16 protein-coding genes are annotated in these 17,300 nt (G+C 63.6%); 11 read left to right on the top strand and 5 right to left on the bottom strand.

Annotated features, from left to right (window positions below):
• The first annotated feature begins 20 nt into the window (after positions 1-20).
• Positions 21-803, top strand: a complete 783-nt coding sequence (locus DLM85_RS01720; protein WP_133256836.1) for a head GIN domain-containing protein — start codon at positions 21-23, stop codon at positions 801-803.
• Positions 804-879: 76 nt separating this feature from the next.
• Here the strand turns inward: DLM85_RS01720 and DLM85_RS01715 are convergent, their stop codons facing one another.
• The gene (locus DLM85_RS01715; RefSeq protein ID WP_111476340.1) at positions 880-1,593 is read right to left on the bottom strand and encodes an SDR family oxidoreductase; all 714 of its coding nucleotides are present in this window, start codon (positions 1,591-1,593) and stop codon (positions 880-882) included.
• A gap of 84 nt (positions 1,594-1,677) precedes the next feature.
• On the opposite strand from DLM85_RS01715, the gene DLM85_RS01710 reads away from it, so the two are divergent.
• Together DLM85_RS01710 and DLM85_RS01705 are read left to right on the top strand one after the other, a co-directional pair.
• A complete protein-coding gene (locus tag DLM85_RS01710; protein ID WP_111476339.1) occupies positions 1,678-2,409 on the top strand; it encodes an MlaE family ABC transporter permease in 732 nt (243 codons plus the stop codon).
• A gap of 119 nt (positions 2,410-2,528) precedes the next feature.
• Entirely contained in the window at positions 2,529-3,335 is an 807-nt protein-coding gene (locus tag DLM85_RS01705) for an ABC transporter ATP-binding protein (protein WP_111476338.1), read from the top strand.
• Positions 3,336-3,594: 259 nt separating this feature from the next.
• Here DLM85_RS01705 and DLM85_RS01700 read toward each other — a convergent pair whose 3' ends face one another.
• The 4 genes from DLM85_RS01700 to DLM85_RS01685 all read right to left on the bottom strand — a co-directional run bounded on the left by DLM85_RS01700 (position 3,595) and on the right by DLM85_RS01685 (position 6,987).
• Complete coding sequence (locus DLM85_RS01700; RefSeq protein WP_111476337.1) at positions 3,595-4,170, bottom strand: YfiT family bacillithiol transferase; 576 nt, start codon at positions 4,168-4,170, stop codon at positions 3,595-3,597.
• Positions 4,171-4,381: 211 nt separating this feature from the next.
• The gene (locus tag DLM85_RS01695; protein ID WP_111476336.1) at positions 4,382-5,023 is read right to left on the bottom strand and encodes a bifunctional nuclease family protein; all 642 of its coding nucleotides are present in this window, start codon (positions 5,021-5,023) and stop codon (positions 4,382-4,384) included.
• Positions 5,024-5,142: 119 nt separating this feature from the next.
• Entirely contained in the window at positions 5,143-6,120 is a 978-nt protein-coding gene (locus DLM85_RS01690) for an electron transfer flavoprotein subunit alpha/FixB family protein (protein ID WP_111476335.1), read from the bottom strand.
• A 126-nt stretch (positions 6,121-6,246) separates the two neighbouring features.
• Positions 6,247-6,987, bottom strand: a complete 741-nt coding sequence (locus DLM85_RS01685) for an electron transfer flavoprotein subunit beta/FixA family protein (protein WP_111476334.1) — start codon at positions 6,985-6,987, stop codon at positions 6,247-6,249.
• Positions 6,988-7,060: 73 nt separating this feature from the next.
• Between DLM85_RS01685 and DLM85_RS01680 the strand changes: the two genes are divergently transcribed.
• The 8 genes from DLM85_RS01680 to DLM85_RS01645 all read left to right on the top strand — a co-directional run bounded on the left by DLM85_RS01680 (position 7,061) and on the right by DLM85_RS01645 (position 17,299).
• Positions 7,061-7,402 carry a tetratricopeptide repeat protein gene (locus DLM85_RS01680; RefSeq protein WP_111476333.1) on the top strand — a complete coding sequence of 114 codons (342 nt, stop codon included), beginning with the start codon at positions 7,061-7,063 and terminating at the stop codon, positions 7,400-7,402.
• 212 nt (positions 7,403-7,614) lie between these two features.
• Positions 7,615-8,295, top strand: coding sequence for a response regulator (locus DLM85_RS01675; RefSeq protein ID WP_111476332.1), 681 nt, complete (start codon positions 7,615-7,617; stop codon positions 8,293-8,295).
• 127 nt (positions 8,296-8,422) lie between these two features.
• On the top strand, positions 8,423-9,793 hold the full coding sequence (locus DLM85_RS01670; protein ID WP_111476331.1) for a sensor histidine kinase: 1,371 nt from the start codon (positions 8,423-8,425) through the stop codon (positions 9,791-9,793).
• A gap of 178 nt (positions 9,794-9,971) precedes the next feature.
• Entirely contained in the window at positions 9,972-11,279 is a 1,308-nt protein-coding gene (locus DLM85_RS01665; protein WP_111476330.1) for a TolC family protein, read from the top strand.
• A gap of 48 nt (positions 11,280-11,327) precedes the next feature.
• Entirely contained in the window at positions 11,328-12,434 is a 1,107-nt protein-coding gene (locus DLM85_RS01660) for an efflux RND transporter periplasmic adaptor subunit (RefSeq protein ID WP_111476329.1), read from the top strand.
• A 141-nt stretch (positions 12,435-12,575) separates the two neighbouring features.
• Entirely contained in the window at positions 12,576-15,737 is a 3,162-nt protein-coding gene (locus tag DLM85_RS01655; RefSeq protein WP_111476328.1) for an efflux RND transporter permease subunit, read from the top strand.
• Positions 15,738-16,085: 348 nt separating this feature from the next.
• A complete protein-coding gene (locus tag DLM85_RS01650; RefSeq protein WP_111476327.1) occupies positions 16,086-16,922 on the top strand; it encodes a hypothetical protein in 837 nt (278 codons plus the stop codon).
• Positions 16,923-17,086: 164 nt separating this feature from the next.
• Positions 17,087-17,299 carry a hypothetical protein gene (locus DLM85_RS01645; protein ID WP_111476326.1) on the top strand — a complete coding sequence of 71 codons (213 nt, stop codon included), beginning with the start codon at positions 17,087-17,089 and terminating at the stop codon, positions 17,297-17,299.
• Position 17,300: the final 1 nt, after the last annotated feature.

Here is a 17,300-nt window from a genome sequence, read left to right as displayed (position 1 = left end):
TTAGGTTGGAAAAAGTGTTGATGAACCGCTGCAAAACGGGCGCGCAAGATAGCACGCGCCGCCGGCTAGGGGCATACGCGGCCCCGGCCCTGCTGGTAGCGGCCGTGCTGCTCGGCGGCTGCCGCAAAGACCACGAAGGCGACTGTTTCAAGAGCAGCGGCAAGGTGACGGAGGAGCGGCGCGAGCTGGCCCCCTTCCGCGTGCTGCGCCTCTACGACAACGTGGAAGTAACCGTGGTGCAGGACGCGGAAACCTATGCCCTGGTGCGCACCGGCCAGAACCTGCAGGAAGACCTGGAGCTGACCGAGCAGGACGGCACGCTGACCATCCGCAACACCAGCCGCTGCAACTGGGTGCGCCGCTACGACGTGCCCCGCCAAGTCACGCTGCACACCCCGCGCCTCACCGACGTGTTCCACACCGGCGAGAAAACCCTGCGTACCCAGGGCACCTTCCGCCAGGACACGCTTTTTCTGCACCTGGCCCGCGCCGGCGACGTGGAATTTGACGTCGACAGCAAGCGGCTGTGGGTCGACCTCTACGAGCTGGGCGACATGCGCCTCTCCGGCCGCACCGACGAGCTGGTGGCCACCGTCGGCGACCTGGGCAGCCTCTACGCCCAGGGCCTGCGCGCCCGCCGCGCCAGCGTCGACCTGGACAAGCTCGGCGACGGCGACGCCCACGTGCTGGCCACCGACTTCCTCGGCGCCCGCGTAGCCGGCAACGGCAGCCTGTACTACAACGGCTCCGCCGCGCAGAAAGACATCAGCGTGACGGGCAAAGGCCGGGCGGTTAGGCAATAGGGTAAGAGGGTATGGGGGTAGGAGTCCATGAGTTATCGAATAATGACTCCTAAACTCCTACCCTCCTAAACTCGCCTTAGATGTCGCCCAGCTGGGGCCGGATCAGCAGCTCTTCCACCACGGCCTGGGGCGAGAGGCTCCAGGTGCTGAACACGGCTTCGGCCACGTCCTCGGCCCGGATAAACCGCTCCCGGGGCAGGTCGACGCCCTCCCAGCTGGCGGTGTAGGTGGCGCCGGGCAGCACGGCCGTCACGCGCACGTTGGTGAGCTTCAGCTCCTCGCGCAGGTTTTTGGTCAGGCCGTAGAGGGCAAACTTGGCTACCCCGTAGGAGCCGCCGTTGGGGTAGGGCATCAGGCTGGCGGTGGAGCACATGGTGAAGATGTGCGCCCCCGACTGCTCCAGCAGCTGCGGCAGCAGGCCGCGGGTCACGTCGTAGGTGCTCAGCAGGTTTACGGCCAGCATGTCGCGCAGGGTCGAGCCGTCGGCGGCGTCGTCCTGCAGGCGGCCGGGCACGAAGGAGCCGGCGTTGTTGACCAGCACGTCCACGTCGCCGCCCAGACCGAGCACGAAATCCACGAAGCGGCGGGCTTCGTTGGGCTTGCTCAGGTCGGCGGGCAGGGCCTGGAAGTCGACGTCGGGGTATTGCGCGGCCAGGTCGGTGCGCAGCGCGTCGAGGTCTTCGGCCGAGCGGGCGCAGGTAACCAGGCGCCAGCCGGCGCGGGCAAAACGCTCCAGCACGGCGCGGCCAATGCCCTTGCTGCCGCCCGTCACCACAATTGTTTTCTGCATATCGCGTAAGATTGTTTCGCGGTTTGTACGTATGTAAGCCCGCCCCGCTCCGGCGGTTTCATTTTTTTCTCGCCAGCCTTCACTATGGTCAAAGTTTTCGGCCAGTTTCTGCTTTTCCTGCAGAGCATGCTCGTGCGCACCGAGCGCGTCAAAGTTATCTGGAACCGCACCCTCGACGAAGCCGTGCTCATCGGCATCGATTCGATTTTCATCGTGAGCATCGTTTCCGCCTTTATCGGGGCCGTAACCTGCGTGCAGATTGCCTACAACCTGATCAACCCGCTCATTCCGAAGTCGACCATTGGCTACATGGTGCGCGAAATGACCATTCTGGAGCTGGCCCCCACCATCACCAGCATCGTGCTGGCGGGCAAAGTGGGCAGCAGCATTGCCGGCGGCCTAGGCACCATGCGCATCACCGAACAAATCGACGCGCTGGAAGTCATGGGCATCAACTCCAGCAACTACCTGGTGCTGCCGCGCATTCTGGGCTCCATCATCACGTTTCCGCTGCTGGTTATCCTGGCCATGGTCCTCTCGATTCTGGGCGGCTACCTGGCCGGCACGCTCTCCGGCGCCATGACCGCCCAGGAATACGTGGAAGGCATCCGCGACACGTTTATTCCCTACAACATCGTGTTTGCGCTGATCAAGTCGGTGGTGTTTGCCTTCCTAGTGTCGGCCATTTCGGCCTACCGCGGCTACTTCACCGAAGGCGGCGCGCTGGAAGTGGGCGCCAGCAGCACCACGGCCGTCACGCACTCCATCATTGCCATTCTGATCGGCGACTTTGTTCTGGCCTACACGCTTCTCTAAAGGTGAAATAGTGAGATGGTGAAATGGTGAGTTGACGTTCGGGAGGCGCAGACCACGCATTTCGCGCAGCCAGAACGACACTCAGCAGTTCACCAGCTCACAATTTCACCACTTGTGACATGATCGAAATTCACAACATCCATAAATCCTTCGGCGACGCACCCATTCTGAAAGGCGTCACCTGTACCTTCGAGACGGGCAAGTGCAACCTGGTGCTCGGCGGTTCGGGCACCGGCAAATCGGTGCTGCTCAAGTGCATCGTGGGGTTGCTCAAGCCCGACATCGGCTCCATTACCTTCGACGGCACCGTCTTCACGAACAACAAAATCGAAATCCGCCAGGAAATCCGGAAGCAGATCGGCATGCTGTTTCAGGCCTCGGCCCTGTTCGACTCGATGAACGTGTTCGAGAACGTGGAATTCCCGCTGCGCATGCTCACGCCCGACATGAGCCGGGCCGAGCGGCGCGACCGGGTGGAGTTCTGCCTGAAGCGCGTGGGGCTCGAAGCGGCCGGCAACAAGATGCCCTCCGAGCTGTCGGGCGGCATGAAAAAGCGCGTCGGCATCGCCCGCGCCATTGCCCCGAACTGTACCTACCTGTTCTGCGACGAGCCCAACTCCGGCCTCGACCCGCTCACCAGCATCAAAATCGACGAGCTGATCTACGAAATTACCCACGAGTACAACATCACCACCGTCATCATCACCCACGACATGAACTCGGTGGTGGAAATCGGCGACCATATCGTGTACCTGCACAAGGGCCAGAAGCTCTGGGACGGCACCAAGGACGAAATCCTCAACGCCCAGGTGCCCGAGTTGAAGGAGTTTATCTTCAGCAGCAGCTTGGTGCGCGCCGCCAAGCGCATCGAGATGGAAGGCGGCAGCCTGGAAGAAATCCGCCAGGAGCCCTCCAAGGACATCTAGCCGCACGAGCCAACGGCCGCACCCGCTGTCATTGCGAGGCGCAGCCGCGGCAATCGGTCCTGGTCAACGGGACGCCGATGCAATGCCTACAAAGCAAAAACGGCACCGCCCGAAACTGCTGATACCAGTTTCGGGCGGTGCCGTCTTGGGGTAGTGCCCGTTGTAGCGGCGGTTCTACTGGAGGAAGGATTGCCACGGCTGCGCCTCGCAATGACAGCGAGGTGAACCGCTTGCTTGCGCCGCCGCCGCCGGGCTCTACCTACTGCTGAAAGTTGCCCCAGCCCATGCGTTTGCGCAGGCTGGTGATGTGCGCAATGTGGTGTCGGCCGTGCCAGGCGTACATCACCAGGGCCTGATCGAGGCGAATCGTCTGCTCCGACTCCGGGTGGTACCAGGTGCGCTGCCACTGCTCGTCGGTGAGCTGGCTGAGCAGCACCACCCAGCGGGCGTGCAGCGCGTCGAGCAGGATCAGCGACACGTCGGGCGGCACGATGGTCACGTCGGGCAGCTGGGCCCAGGCGGCTTCGTTGTAGGGCCGGATGGTGGGGTTGTCCTCCGTCAGCGCCAGGCGGAAGCGGGTGTAGCTGTTCACGTGCGAGTCGGGCAGGTGGTGCAGCACCTGGCGCACCGTCCAGCCGCCCGGGCGGTAGGGCGTATCAAACTGCTCCCCGCTGAGCCCGTCGAGGGCCATGCGCAGCTCGGTGGGCAAAGCCATCAGCTGCTGAATGTAGCCGTGGCGCTGCTCGGCCGTCAGCGGCTGCTCGGGCAGCTGGTAGTGGCCGATGGGGTAGCGCAGATCCTGCTCGGCGGCAGGCTGGGTTTCGGGAGTCGACATAGGGGCAAAATTAAGCGCCGCAAGTCTACGGAATTGCGGCCAACGAACCTGTCGGGTCGAGCAAAGCAAGACATCTGGGCCAGGATGCTGCCTGGTTATTTTCACCCTGGTTGCTCGCCTTGCTCGACACGATAACACCACGGCCCGTCCCCTTACCGGAAACGGGCCGTGGTGTTTCTGAATCGAACGGCTGGAACAGCCGGCCGGGCCGCTATTCGTGGCCTTTATCCTTGTCGCCGCGCTTGTTCAGCTCGTCGCGGATTTTGGCGGCCTTCTCGTAGTCCTCGCGTTCCAGGGCCTGGGCCAGCATCTTGGTCAGCTCCTCCTGCGACACCTGGCCCGAGGGCTCCTTGTGCTCGGCCACCTCGCTGCGCGGGGTGCTCGGGGTGTCGTCGTCCTCGTCGTCATCGTCCTCGTCGTCGGTTTCAGCGCCTTCGTCGAGGTCGGAGAGGATGATACCGGCTTCACTCATCACGCTTTCCACCGTGTAAATCGGCACGCCGAAGCGCAGGCCGATGGCAATGGCGTCGGAAGGCCGCGAGTCCAGCTCAAACGTGGTGGCCCCGTCGGAGCACACGATTTTGGAGTAGAACACGCCTTCCTTGAGGTCGGAAATCAGAACTTCCAGGATAGTTACGTGCACCTGCTCGGCAAACGACTTGAACAGGTCGTGCGTGAGCGGGCGGTTGGGGTTGATTTTCTCGATCTGGATGGCAATGCTCTGCGCCTCAAACATGCCGATGATGATGGGCAAGCGGCGGTTGCCGTGCTTTTCGCCCAGAATCAGGGCAAACGACCCCGATTGCGACTGGCTGGAGGACAAGCCCAGAATTTCGAGCTGAATTTTCTTCACGAGGGAGAAATGTATGCGAATGGGTGATGGGTGACTGAATTGCTTCTAACGCAATAATGCGGGCGGGGGGAAAATGTTAGCTGATTTTTTCCCGCCCGCACTGTTGCGCAGTCACTCGGCTAGCCCAGTTCCTTTACGGCCTGGGTCAGCTTGGGCAGCACCTCAAACACGTCGCCCACGATGCCGTAGTCGGCCGCCTTGAAGAAGGGAGCCTCGGGGTCCTTGTTGATGACCACGATAACCTTCGACGAGTTGACGCCGGCCAGGTGCTGGATGGCGCCCGAGATGCCGCAGGCAATATACAAGTTCGGCGACACGGTGATGCCCGTCTGGCCCACGTGCTCGTGGTGAGGGCGCCAGTCGACGTCCGACACCGGCTTGGAGCAGGCCGTAGCCGCGCCCAGCGCCTTGGCCAGGTCCTCGATGAGGTGCCAGTTCTCCGGGCCCTTCATACCGCGGCCACCCGATACCACTTTGTCAGCCTCCGGCAGTAGAATGCCCCCGGCCTGATCCTGCATGATAACCTGCTTCGGCGCGTCGGCAAAGTCGGCATCCGACAGCTGGGCCGTGAACGGCTCCACCTGGGCCGTCTGGCCGCCGTTGTGCTGGGCTTCGATGCTGTTTTTCTTAACGGCAATGATTTTCCGGTCGCCCGACAGGGTCACATCAGCGAAGGCCTTTCCCGAGAAGGCGCCGCGCTTCACCGTGAACTGGCCGCCGTCGGTTTTGGGCAGCTCCACCACGTTGGTGGCCAGCGAAGCCTTCAGACGCACCGCCAGGCGCGAGCCGACCGAAGCGCCAACGTTCGAGTTGGCCAGCACGATTACCTTGGCCTGCTCCTTGTCGGCGGCGGCGGCAATCAGCTTGGTGTACGCGCCGTTGACGAAGTCCTTCAGCCGCGGCTCCGCGTCGAACAGCACCTTCGTGATGCCCTGCTCGCCCAGGGCGGCCAGGTTGGCTTCGGTGGCCTCGCCCACCGCCACGGCCGTAGCCGTGGTGCCGAGCATCTGGGCCACCTGCGCGCCGTACGACGCTACTTCCAGCGAAGATTTTTTCACTTCGCCCTTATCGCATTCTACTACTACGAGAACAGACATGCTGTTTGAGTTTGAGAGTTGAGGAGTTTAAGAGTTAAGGAGGGATATGGATCCAGGAGCAATGAGCATGGCTTGCGCTACGCAAGAACAATAACTCATTAACTCACAAACCCATAAACTCTTAAACTAGATGACTTTGGCTTCGTTGCGCAGCAGCTTGATCAGCTCGCCGGCATTGGCGGCGTCGATGAGCTTCACGCCCTGCTTTTTGGGCGGCAGCTGGTACTCGGCCACGGCCGTAGCGGCGCCTTCGCCCACGGCTTCCACCACTTTCAGCGGCTTGGTGCGGGCCGTCATGATGCCGCGCATGTTCGGGATGCGGGGCTCGCACATCGGCTGCTGGCAGCTGGCCACGAACGGGGCCGCAACCTCTACGATTTCCTTGCCGCCTTCGATTTCGCGCTCCAGCGTGGCGGTGTTGCCGCTCATGTCCAGCTTCATGGCCGGGGCTACCGTCGGGATGCCGAGCAACTCGCCCACCATGCCGTGCACCTGGAAGCCGTTGTAGTCGATGCTTTCCTTGCCCATCAGGATAACGTCGTAGCCGCCTTCCTTGGCGTAATGAGCAATCTGCTGGGCCACAAACCAGGCATCTTTGGGGGCGGCGTTGACGCGGATGGCGTCGTCGGCACCGATGGCCAGGGCTTTGCGGATGTTGGGTTCGGTGTCGGCTTCCCCGACGTTGAGCACCGTGACGGTGCCGCTGCCCTGGGCTTCTTTGAGCTCAATAGCGCGAGTGAGTGCATACTCATCCCACGGATTGATGACGAACTGCACGCCCGCCTTGTTAAACTCCTTATTATCCGGGGTAAACGTGATTTTGGTCGTCGTGTCCGGGACGTTGCTAATGCAAACGAGGAACTTCATCAGGTCGACTTAAGGGTCAGAAGATGCGGGCAATGCCCTAATTTCGGGCCGAAGATACTGGAAAATCCCGCCGATGGAAACCGCACCTAGCCGCCTGGAGCAACTGCTCACCTTCTATAAGGAAGACCCGACCGACGCCTTTACCGTGTACGCGCTGGCCACCGAGTACCGCTCGGCCGGCGACGTGGACACGGCCTGGCAGTACTACCAGAAGCTTCTGACGGAACACCCTGATTACGTGGGCACTTACTACCACGCCGGCAAGCTCCGGCAGGAACAGGGCCACCTCGACGAGGCGGAAAACATCCTGCGTACGGGCCTCACCGTGGCCCGCAAAGCCGGGCAGATGCACGCTGCTTCGGAGCTGCAGGGTGCCCTCAATAACGTGCTCGGGCTGGACTACGAGGACGACTAAAATTTATTCGGCACGCCTAACAAATAGGTCACCAATGGACGGATCGGGCCGCGTGCGCCGTAGCGCGAAGCGCTGCTTCGCGTATCGTTGAACGATGCTTCAGAACAAGTAACGCCCGCACGTCAGCAACGATTCGCGAACTACAAGTTGCCCCCGTCGACCTGCGGTTCGCGCTACATAGCACGGACGACGCACTAACCCCAAGCCCGCCTATGAAAATCCTACTGGTCGAGGACGAGCCGAAGGTGTCGGCGTTTATCCGCAAGGGGCTGGAGGAGGAGCATTTCGACGTGGAAGTGGCCTACGACGGTCCTTTCGGCGCCCGATTGGCCCTTTCGCACGCCTTCGACCTGATTATCCTCGATGTGATTTTGCCGGGCCTGAGCGGCTTTGAGGTGCTCAAAACCATCCGGCAGCGCGACCAGCAGGTGCCCGTGCTCCTGCTCACGGCCCTGGGCACCACCACCGACAAGCTGGAAGGCTTCAACGCCGGCGCCGACGACTACCTGGTCAAGCCCTTCGACTTTCCGGAATTGCTGGCCCGGGTGCGGGCCCTGGTGCGCCGCCGCGGCCACGTGGTGAAGGGTGCCGTCCTTGCCCTGGCCGACCTGATCCTCGATACGGCCGCCAAAACCGTGACCCGGGCCGGGCAGCCGCTCAAGCTCACCGCCCGCGAGTTTGCGCTGCTGGAGCTGCTGCTGCGCAACCAGGGCCGGGTGCTGAGCCGGGCCGAAATAGCCGAGCACAGCTGGGAAGACTCCTTCGACGCGGGCTCCAACGTCATCGACGTGTACGTGAACTACCTGCGCAACAAAGTCGACAAGCCCTTCCCCTCCAAGCTCATCCATACCGTGGTGGGCATGGGCTACGTGATGCGGGAAGATGAGCGGTGAAATGGTGAAATGGTGAAATAGCGTATATCGCCCGCAGCCGGATGGTTGTGCTTTTCCGCAGCTTTGTGTGCCGTCCGCGCCGCCAGGACGTCAACTCACTATATCACCATTTCACCATCTCACCCGAATGACCATCCGCAACCGCCTTACGCTGCTGTTTGTGGGCCTGGTGGGCGTGATTCTGCTCGGGGCGCTGTCGGCCACGCTCCTCATCCACGCCGACTACACCCACGAGCAGTTCAACGACCGGCTGCGCGACCGGGCCGACGTGACGGGCTATATCTTCCTGGAGCGCGACGAGCTGCGGGCCAATGCCTTCCGCGACTTTCAGCGCCGCTTTATGCAGACGCTGCCCAACGAAGTGCTGCAGGTGTACGACTCGCATAAGCAGCCCACGTTCATCGAGGAAGACGAGCGGGTGCAGGTATCGGAGGCGCTGCTGGCGCGCATCGTGGCCGAAAAAGAAGTGTTCTTCACCATGGGCCGGCGGCAGGCCGTAGGCATTTTCTACCGCGACAACCAGGGCGAGTTTGTCATCGTGGCGGCGGCCGAAAACGCCTCCGGCCAGGCCCGCACCGAGTACATGACCCTTTCGCTGGTGGCCGTGTTCGTTATCAGCCTGCTGCTGACCTACGGGGCCGGGCGCCTGTTTGCGGGCCGGGCCCTGGCCCCTATTGCCGACATCAACGACCAGGCAGACCGCATCACGGCCCGCGACCTGCACCTGCGCCTCGACGAGGGCCCCAACGAGCAGCCCGACGAAATTTCGCGCCTGGCCCGCACCTTCAACCGCATGTTGGAGCGCCTGGAAGACTCCTTTGAAAGCCAGGGCACCTTCGTGCGCAACGCCTCCCACGAGCTGCGCACCCCGCTCACGGCCACCATCGGCGAGCTGCAGGTGCTGATGGCGCGCGAACGGGACGCGCCGGCTTACCGCGAGGCCCTGGGCTCGGTGCTGACGGAGCTGCTGCAGTTTCGGGTGCTGGTCAACAACCTGCTGGAGCTAGCCCAGGGCGACGCTTCCGAGCTGCCCAAGGAAGAAATTCGCCTCGACGAGCTGGTGTGGGAAGTGCGCGACGGGCTGCCCGCCGAGCAGCGGCGCCGGGTGCAGGTGCAGCTGGGCCAGCTGCCCGACGACGCCGAGCAGCTGGTGGTGCGCGGCAGCCGGGCGCTGCTGCGGCGGGCGGTGAGCAACCTGGTGGAAAACGCCCTGAAATACTCCTCCGCCGAGCAAGGCGTGGAGCTGCGCCTCGAGTACGCGGCTCCGCACACCCTGCGCCTGCACGTGCTCGACCGGGGCATCGGCATTGCCGAAAAGGACTTTGCCCGGCTGTTTCAGCCCTTTTTCCGCGGCGACAATTCGCGCCACGTGGTGGGGCACGGCGTGGGGCTGCCGCTGGCGCGCAACATCATCGGGCGGCACGGTGGGCAGCTCACGCTCGTGCCGCGGCCGGGCGGCGGCACGGTGGCGGAGGTGGTGTTTGGGCCAGCGGCCTGAGCGGCGGCGGGGCCGCCGGCAAAATACGCGAAGTTTCGGGCCGGCGCCGGCAGGCGTTTGCAACGCCGGGAGCCGCTTTCTTGAAAAAATATTCCGGTTCTAATCCGTTTCTAATCCACCTCTAATCACCCCCTAATACCGCGCCGGTACACTTGCATTGTCAACTCACCAGACGACAATGCTTAGTGCCTCGCTCCGTTTTCTTTCCCTGGCCGCTGGCCTGCTGCTGACGGCCGCCACCACGGCCGCCGCCCAGACGGCCCTGCCGGCGCCCGCCGATACCACCCGCCTCGACCTCGCGCAGGCCGAGCGGCAGTTCGCCGACCAGAACTTCGCCCTGCTGGCCCAGCGCTACAACGTGTCGGCGGCGGAGGCGCAGATACTGCAGGCGCGGCTGTGGGACAATCCCACCATCAGCATCGAGCAGAACACCTACAACCCGCAGACGCGCCGGGTGCTCGACGTGACCAAGCAGGGCAACAGCATCGTGCAGGTGCAACAGCTGTTTGCCATTGCCGGGCGCCGCAAGGCCGCCGCCAACGTGGCCCAGCAGCAGGCCCTGGCCGAGCAGTACAACCTGCAGGACTTGCTGCGCACGCTGCGCTTTCAGCTGCGCACTACCTTCTACGACCTGTACTTCAAGCAGCAGAGCCTGCGGGTGTACGACCGGCAGATTGCGGAATTTCGCCGCACCATCGGGCTGTATGAAAGCCAGTACCAGAAGGGCAACATCGCGCTGAAGGACGTGGTGCGCCTCAAGGCCTTCCTTTTCGACCTGGAAACCGAGCGGCAGACGCTGCTGCGCGACATGACCCAGGACCAGGCCGACCTGCACGTGCTGCTGCGCGACGAAACCGCCTCCTTCCTGTTGCCCCAAGCCTCGGTGGCCGCCATCCGGGCCCTCTCGCTGGCCCAGGCGCCGGGCGAAACCGCCCTGGCCGACTCGGCCCAGAACGTGCGGGCCGACGTGCGGGCCCGGCGCGCTCAGGTGCAGCAGCAGCAGGCCAACCTGCGCCTACAGCACGCCCTGGCCACCCCGGACCTGGCCGTGGGCTACGTGTACGACCGCGCCGGCAACTACATCCAGAACTACAACGCGGTGACCCTGGGCATGGCCATTCCCGTCTTCAACCGCAACCAGGGCAATATCCGCACGGCCAAGGCGCAGATGGAGGGCAGCCAGGCGCTGCTCCAGCAACAGCAGCTGCAGGTGCGCCAGGAAGTGTACCAAGCCTACACGCTGGCCCAGCAGGCCGAGCAGCTGTCGGCCAACACCGACCGCAACACGGCCGATTTCGACAAGCTCATCGACGGCATCGAGCGCAGCTACGCCCAGCGCAACATCACCATCGTGGAGTTCCTCGACTTCTACGAGAGCTACAAGGAAAACCTGCTGCAGCGCAATGAGCGCAGCAACAACCGCATCCGCGCCTACGAGCAGCTCAACTACGCCGTGGGCCGCCCCGTGCTAACGCCCGCCAACTAAGTCATTCAACCGCCAGCGCCCCCGGCGCGCCTCCTCACCAATACCGCCATGCTTCGCTCCTCCCGCTCCCTTCCTGCCCTGCTGTTTCCGCTGGCCGCCGCGGGCCTGCTCAGCAGCTGTTCCGATACCGACGCCACCCCCGCCGCACCCGAGGCCGCGCCCTTCGCCCTGTCCGACACGATGATGAAGGATATCCGGCTCGATACGGTGCGCGCCGAGCCGGTGCGCAACGAGCTGACTCTATCGGGCCAGATTGCCGGCAACGGCGACAAAACCGTGCAGGTATTCCCCTTGGTGGGCGGCGTGGTGGAGCAGCTCCACGTGGAGCTGGGCGACCATGTGCGGAAGGGCCAAGTACTGGCCGTCATCCGCTCGGGCGAAATAGCCGACCTACAGAACCAGAGCAGCACCGCCGGCACCGACCTCGACATTGCCCGCAAAAACCTGGCGGTGGCCGAAGACCAGTTTCAGGCCGGCCTGGCCTCGGAGCGGGAAGTGACGCTGGCCCGCAAGGAGCTGCAAAAGGCCCAGAGCAACGTGGGTAAGTCGCGCAAGCAGCTGAGCATCTACGGCGTCTCGGCCGACGGCACCTACACGCTGCGGGCCCCGATTTCGGGCTTCATTACGGAGAAGAACGTGACCGACCACATGCAGTTCAACGCCGACAACGTGCAGAACCTCTTCACCGTGTCGAACCTCGACGACGTGTGGATTATGGCCAACGTGTTTGAGTCGGACATTGCAAAGGTGAAGGAGGGCTACCAGGCCGACGTGACCACCCTGGCCTACCCCGACAAGCACTTCCAGGGCCGTATAGACAAGGTGTTCAACGTGCTCGACCCCGATGCCAAGGTGATGAAGGTGCGCGTGCGCCTCCCCAACCCCGGCTACCTGCTCAAGCCCGAAATGTACGCCCGCATCAACGTGCTCAACACCGAGGACGCCCGGATGCTGGCCGTGCCCGCCGAGGCCGTCATTTTCGACAAGGACCGCCACTACGTGATGGTGTACCGCGACCGGCAGCACGTGGAAACCCGCGCAGTGCAGGTAGCCAAGACCGTGGGCCCGGTGAGCTACGTGGCCGCGGGCCTGAAGGATGGCGACGTCATCATTGCCAAAAACCAGCTGCTCGTGTACGACGAGCTGAATGATTAGAAGAAGCTAGGAGCTAGAAGCAAGGAGTTAGGAGGTCAGCCAAAATGGGGCTGACGGCCACCGCCTTGCCCTTCCCGAGCGGCCCCGCGCCACCCTATTCTAGCTCCTAACTCCTGACTCCTAGCTTCTTAAAAAAGAGTCATGAACAAGTTCATCCAGGGCATCATTGCCTTTTCGCTTAAAAACCGCGGGTTCGTCTTCCTGATGACGGCGGTGGCCATCGTGGCCGGGGTGGTGAGCTACCGCAACACGCCCATCGAGGCGTTTCCGGACGTCACCAACACCGAAATTACCATCATCACCCAGTGGCCCGGCCGCTCGGCCGAGGAGATTGAGAAGTTCGTGACGGCACCCATCGAAATTGCGCTGAACCCGGTGCAGAAGAAGACCTCGGTGCGCAGCACCTCGCTGTTCGGCCTGTCGGTGGTGAAGGTGATTTTCGACGACGGCGTGGAGGATTTCTTCGCCCGGCAACAGGTGAACAACCTGCTCACGGGCGCGGATTTGCCCGACGGCATAGCCCCCGAGGTGCAGCCGCCCTACGGCCCTACCGGCGAAATCTACCGCTACACCATCGAGAGCAAGGACAAGACCACCCGGGAGCTGAAAACCATCCAGGACTGGGTGATTGAGCGCAACCTGAAGGCCGTGCCCGGCGTGGCCGACGTGAACAGCTTCGGCGGCGAGGTGAAAAGCTACGAAATCAGCGTGGACCCCACCAAGCTGCAGACCTTCGGCATCACCCCGCTCGACGTGTACGAGGCCATTCAGCGCAGCAATATCAACGTGGGCGGCGACGTCATCAACGAGGGCCAGCAGAATTTCGTGGTGCGCGGCATCGGGCTGCTGAACAACGTGGGCGACATCAACAACACCGTCATCAAGAACGTGCACGGCGCGCCCATTCTGATCAAGAACGTGGCCGCGGTGCAGGAATCGGCCCTGCCGCGCCTGGGCAAGGTGGGCCGCGGGCTGCAGGACGACAAGGTGGAGGGCATCGTGGTGATGCGCAAGGGCGAAAACCCCTCCGAAGTCATTGCCCGCCTCCAGGACAAGGTGCAGGAGCTGAACGAGAAAATCCTGCCCCCGGGCGTGCAGATCAAGACCTTCTACGACCGGCAGCAGCTCATCGACTTCAGCACGGAGACGGTGATTCACAACCTGCTCGAAGGCATCGTGCTCGTCACGGTCATCGTATTCCTGTTCATGGCCGACTGGCGCACCACCTTCATCGTGTCGGTGATTATTCCGCTGGCCCTGCTCTTCGCCTTCATCTGCCTGCGCCTGAAGGGCATGTCGGCGAACCTGCTGAGCATGGGCGCCATCGACTTCGGCATCATCATCGACGGGGCGGTGGTGATGGTGGAAGGCCTCTTTGTGGCCCTCGACCACGAGGCGCATAAGAAGGGCATGGAGCGGTTCAACAAGCTGGCCAAGCTGGGTTTGATCAAGAAAACCGGCCGCGACATGGGCAAGGCCATTTTCTTCTCCAAGGCCATCATCATCACCGCTTTGCTGCCCATCTTCTCCTTCGAGAAAGTGGAGGGCAAAATGTTCTCGCCGCTGGCCTGGACGCTCGGCTTTGCCCTGCTCGGCGCGCTCATCTTCACCCTCACGCTGGTGCCGGTGCTGGCCAGCATCCTGCTCAAGAAGAACGTGCGGGAAAAGGAAAACTTCTTCGTGCGCGGCATCAACCGCGGCGCCCAAGGCCTCTTCCGCTTCACGTACGCCCGCAAAACCGTCAGCCTGCTGGTGGCGGCCCTGGTGGTGGCCGGCGGCCTCGGGGCCTTCAGGTTCCTGGGCTCGGAGTTCTTGCCGGAGCTGAACGAGGGCTCCATCTACGTGCGGGCCCAGCTGCCGCTGAGCATCGGGCTGGACGAGTCCAACAAGCTCTGCAACGAGATGCGCCGGGTGTTTCTCTCCTTCCCCGAGGTGTCGGACGTGGTGAGCCAGACCGGCCGGCCCAACGACGGCACCGACCCGACGGGCTTCTACAACAACGAGTTCCTGGTGCAGATCAAGCACACCAAGCAGGTGCAAAGCAAGATGAAGTCGGCCGCCTACCGCGAGCAGCTCATCGAGCACATGAAGGCGAAGCTGGGCCGCTTCCCCGGCGTCGATTTCAACTTCTCGCAGCCCATCATGGACAACGTGGAGGAAGCCGCCTCGGGCGTGAAAGGCTCCATTGCGGTCAAAATCTACGGCACCGACCTGAAGCTGATGGAGGAGAGAGGCCGCGAGGTGTACGCCATCCTCAAGACCGTGAAGGGCATCGACGACCTCGGGGCGCTGCGCAACATCGGCCAGCCGGAGCTGCACGTGGAGCTGGACGAGAACAAGATGGCCAGCTACGGCGTGAGCAAAGCCGACGCCAACGCGGTGCTGGAAATGGCCGTGGGCGGCAAGCAGGCCACCCAGCTCTACGAGGGCGAGCGGAAATTCCCCATCCGCGTCCGCTACGAGCAGCAGTACCGCCAGACGCCCGCCCAGATCGGCCAGCTAATGGTGCCCACGCAGGCCGGCAAAACCATCCCGATATCGGAAATTGCCCGCATCGGCCCCGTTACCGGCCCCTCGCTCATCTACCGCGACGACAACAAGCGCTTCGCCGCCGTCAAGTTCAGCATCCGCGGCCGCGACATGGGCTCCACCATCGAGGAGGCCCAGCAGAAAGTGGCCGCGGCCGTGCACCTGCCCAAGGGCTACACCCTGAAGTGGACCGGCGACTTCGAAAACCAGCGCCGCGCCACCCAGCGCCTCACCCAGGTGGTGCCCATCTCGCTCGGGCTGATCTTCTTCATCCTGTTCATCCTCTTCGGCAACCTCAAGGACGCCGGCCTGGTGCTGCTGAACGTGCCCTTTGCCATCATCGGCGGCGTGGCCTCCCTCCTGCTCACGCACACCAACTTCAGCATCTCGGCCGGCATCGGCTTCATTGCCCTCTTCGGCATCTGCATTCAGAACGGGGTGATTCTCATTTCGGTGTTCAAGCAGAACATGCTCAGGAAGATGAGCCTGGATAGCAGCATCTACGACGGCGTGACCAGCCGCGTGCGTCCCGTGGTGATGACCGCCCTGATGGCCACCATCGGCCTGCTGCCGGCCGCGCTGAGCACCGGCATCGGCTCCGAAACCTCCAAGCCCCTGGCCATCGTGGTTATCGGCGGCCTCATCACCGGCACGCTGCTGACGCTGTTCATCTTCCCCCTGATTTTCGAGCGCGCCTACCGCGCCGAGCACAGCAAATACGGCCCGCAGCCGGAGCCCGAACCGGCACCGCACGGCGAGCTGGCCGCCGTGTAAGTCGGCGCCCTTATTTCAAGGTTTGGTGAGAGAAAAGCCCGTCGTGTTTCACGGCGGGTTTTCTGTTTGCAATGCCGCCGGCTACAGCAGCAATAGCACCAGTGGCGGAAGTAGCAGCAGTGGCGGAAGCAGCAGCAGTAGTAGAAATGGCGGAAGTGGTACTACGACTCCAACCGCAGGTCAGCGGTGCTAAAGCAGTAGTAGTACCACTATCGTTGCTGACGTTGAGCATCCATGCCAGGTCGTCACGCCTCCGTCGTTGCCCGATTTAGTGGGCACCGCACCGGACGGCAACCCCTGGCCCGCTGCGCGGGTAAAACCACTTATCAACCAAACCCGCTCGACCCCATGAACCAGCACCGCAGCCGCCGCCCGGACGAACTCGACGACCGGAGCCGCAACCGTCCCCACGAACGCCGCCCCCACGACCGGTTCGGCGACAACTACGAGCCGCGCCGGCCTGACTGGCGCGAGCCGGACCGCGAGGAGCGCATCCACTTCGACAGCCCCTGGGACCAGCCCCGGCGCAGCCAGGACGAGGACCGCCGTCGCCACCAGGAAGACGACGACCGCCGCCGCGGCTTTAGCAACTACGGCGACTACGCTGGCTCCGACCGCGGCCGCGGCTACGGCCCGGGCCGCCCGGATGCCGGCCGCGCCGACTACACCCGCCGCCACGACAACGCCCCCCAGGGCCGCGCCGCCGGCAGCCGCAGCTACCACCCCGAAGGCACTTCCGGCTACCTCAGCGACCGGCGCGCCGACGACCCGGCCCACGCCCGCCGCGACCAGGGCCGGGCTCCTGCGGGTCAGCGGGGCTACGACGATGCCCGCAACCTGCCCGCCCGCGGCGACTTTGACCGGGGCGCGGACCGCTTCTACGAAAACTACCGCGACGATTTTGCTAGCCGCCCCGAGCGGGGCGACGACCGTCGACAGCCCGCGGGCCGCGGTGCCGCCGACCGCCCAGCGCCGCGCCGCCCCTACGACGGCAGCAACCGCGACGGGGCCCGCTCCGACTACGGCTACGGCGACGACTACAGCAGCAGCCTCTACGACCCCAACAGCCGCAACAGCGCCCTGCGCCGCCCTTCCGATGCGGACCGGTGGGAGGAGCGCCGCCAGCCCGACCAGAACCGCCGCTGGACCGACTCGCCCGACCTCGACAACCAGCCCCGTCGCTAACGACGGCCTGACTTTGCGTACCCACGCGGCCCGTACCACCCGGCGGTGGTACGGGCCGCGTGGGCAGAGCCGTCGGGGGCCGAAAAAATCGGCGGCCGGCGGCATTCGTTTCGGGGATAATTGGCTGTATATTATGGGTATCGGCAACTCAACTCCCTACGCCCATGAACCCCATGACCGACCAGCAGGCCCGCAGCTTCGTCAAGCAGTGGCTCGATGAGCACCCCGACCGCCTGCACAACCGCCGCCATGACCCCGAGCAGCTGCGCCACTGGCAGGACACGGCCGTGGCGCGCCTGCGCACCGGCATTCCCGACGATGCCGAGTTCATTATGCGGCGCTTCGCCACCAAGACGGAGACGCACTCCATGCACTAGG

It is taken from the genome of Hymenobacter edaphi (assembly GCF_003258365.1).
Lineage (GTDB): Bacteria > Bacteroidota > Bacteroidia > Cytophagales > Hymenobacteraceae > Solirubrum > Solirubrum edaphi.
The sequence above is the reverse complement of the archived record's forward strand: the minus strand, read 5'-3'. Positions and strand labels throughout refer to the sequence as shown.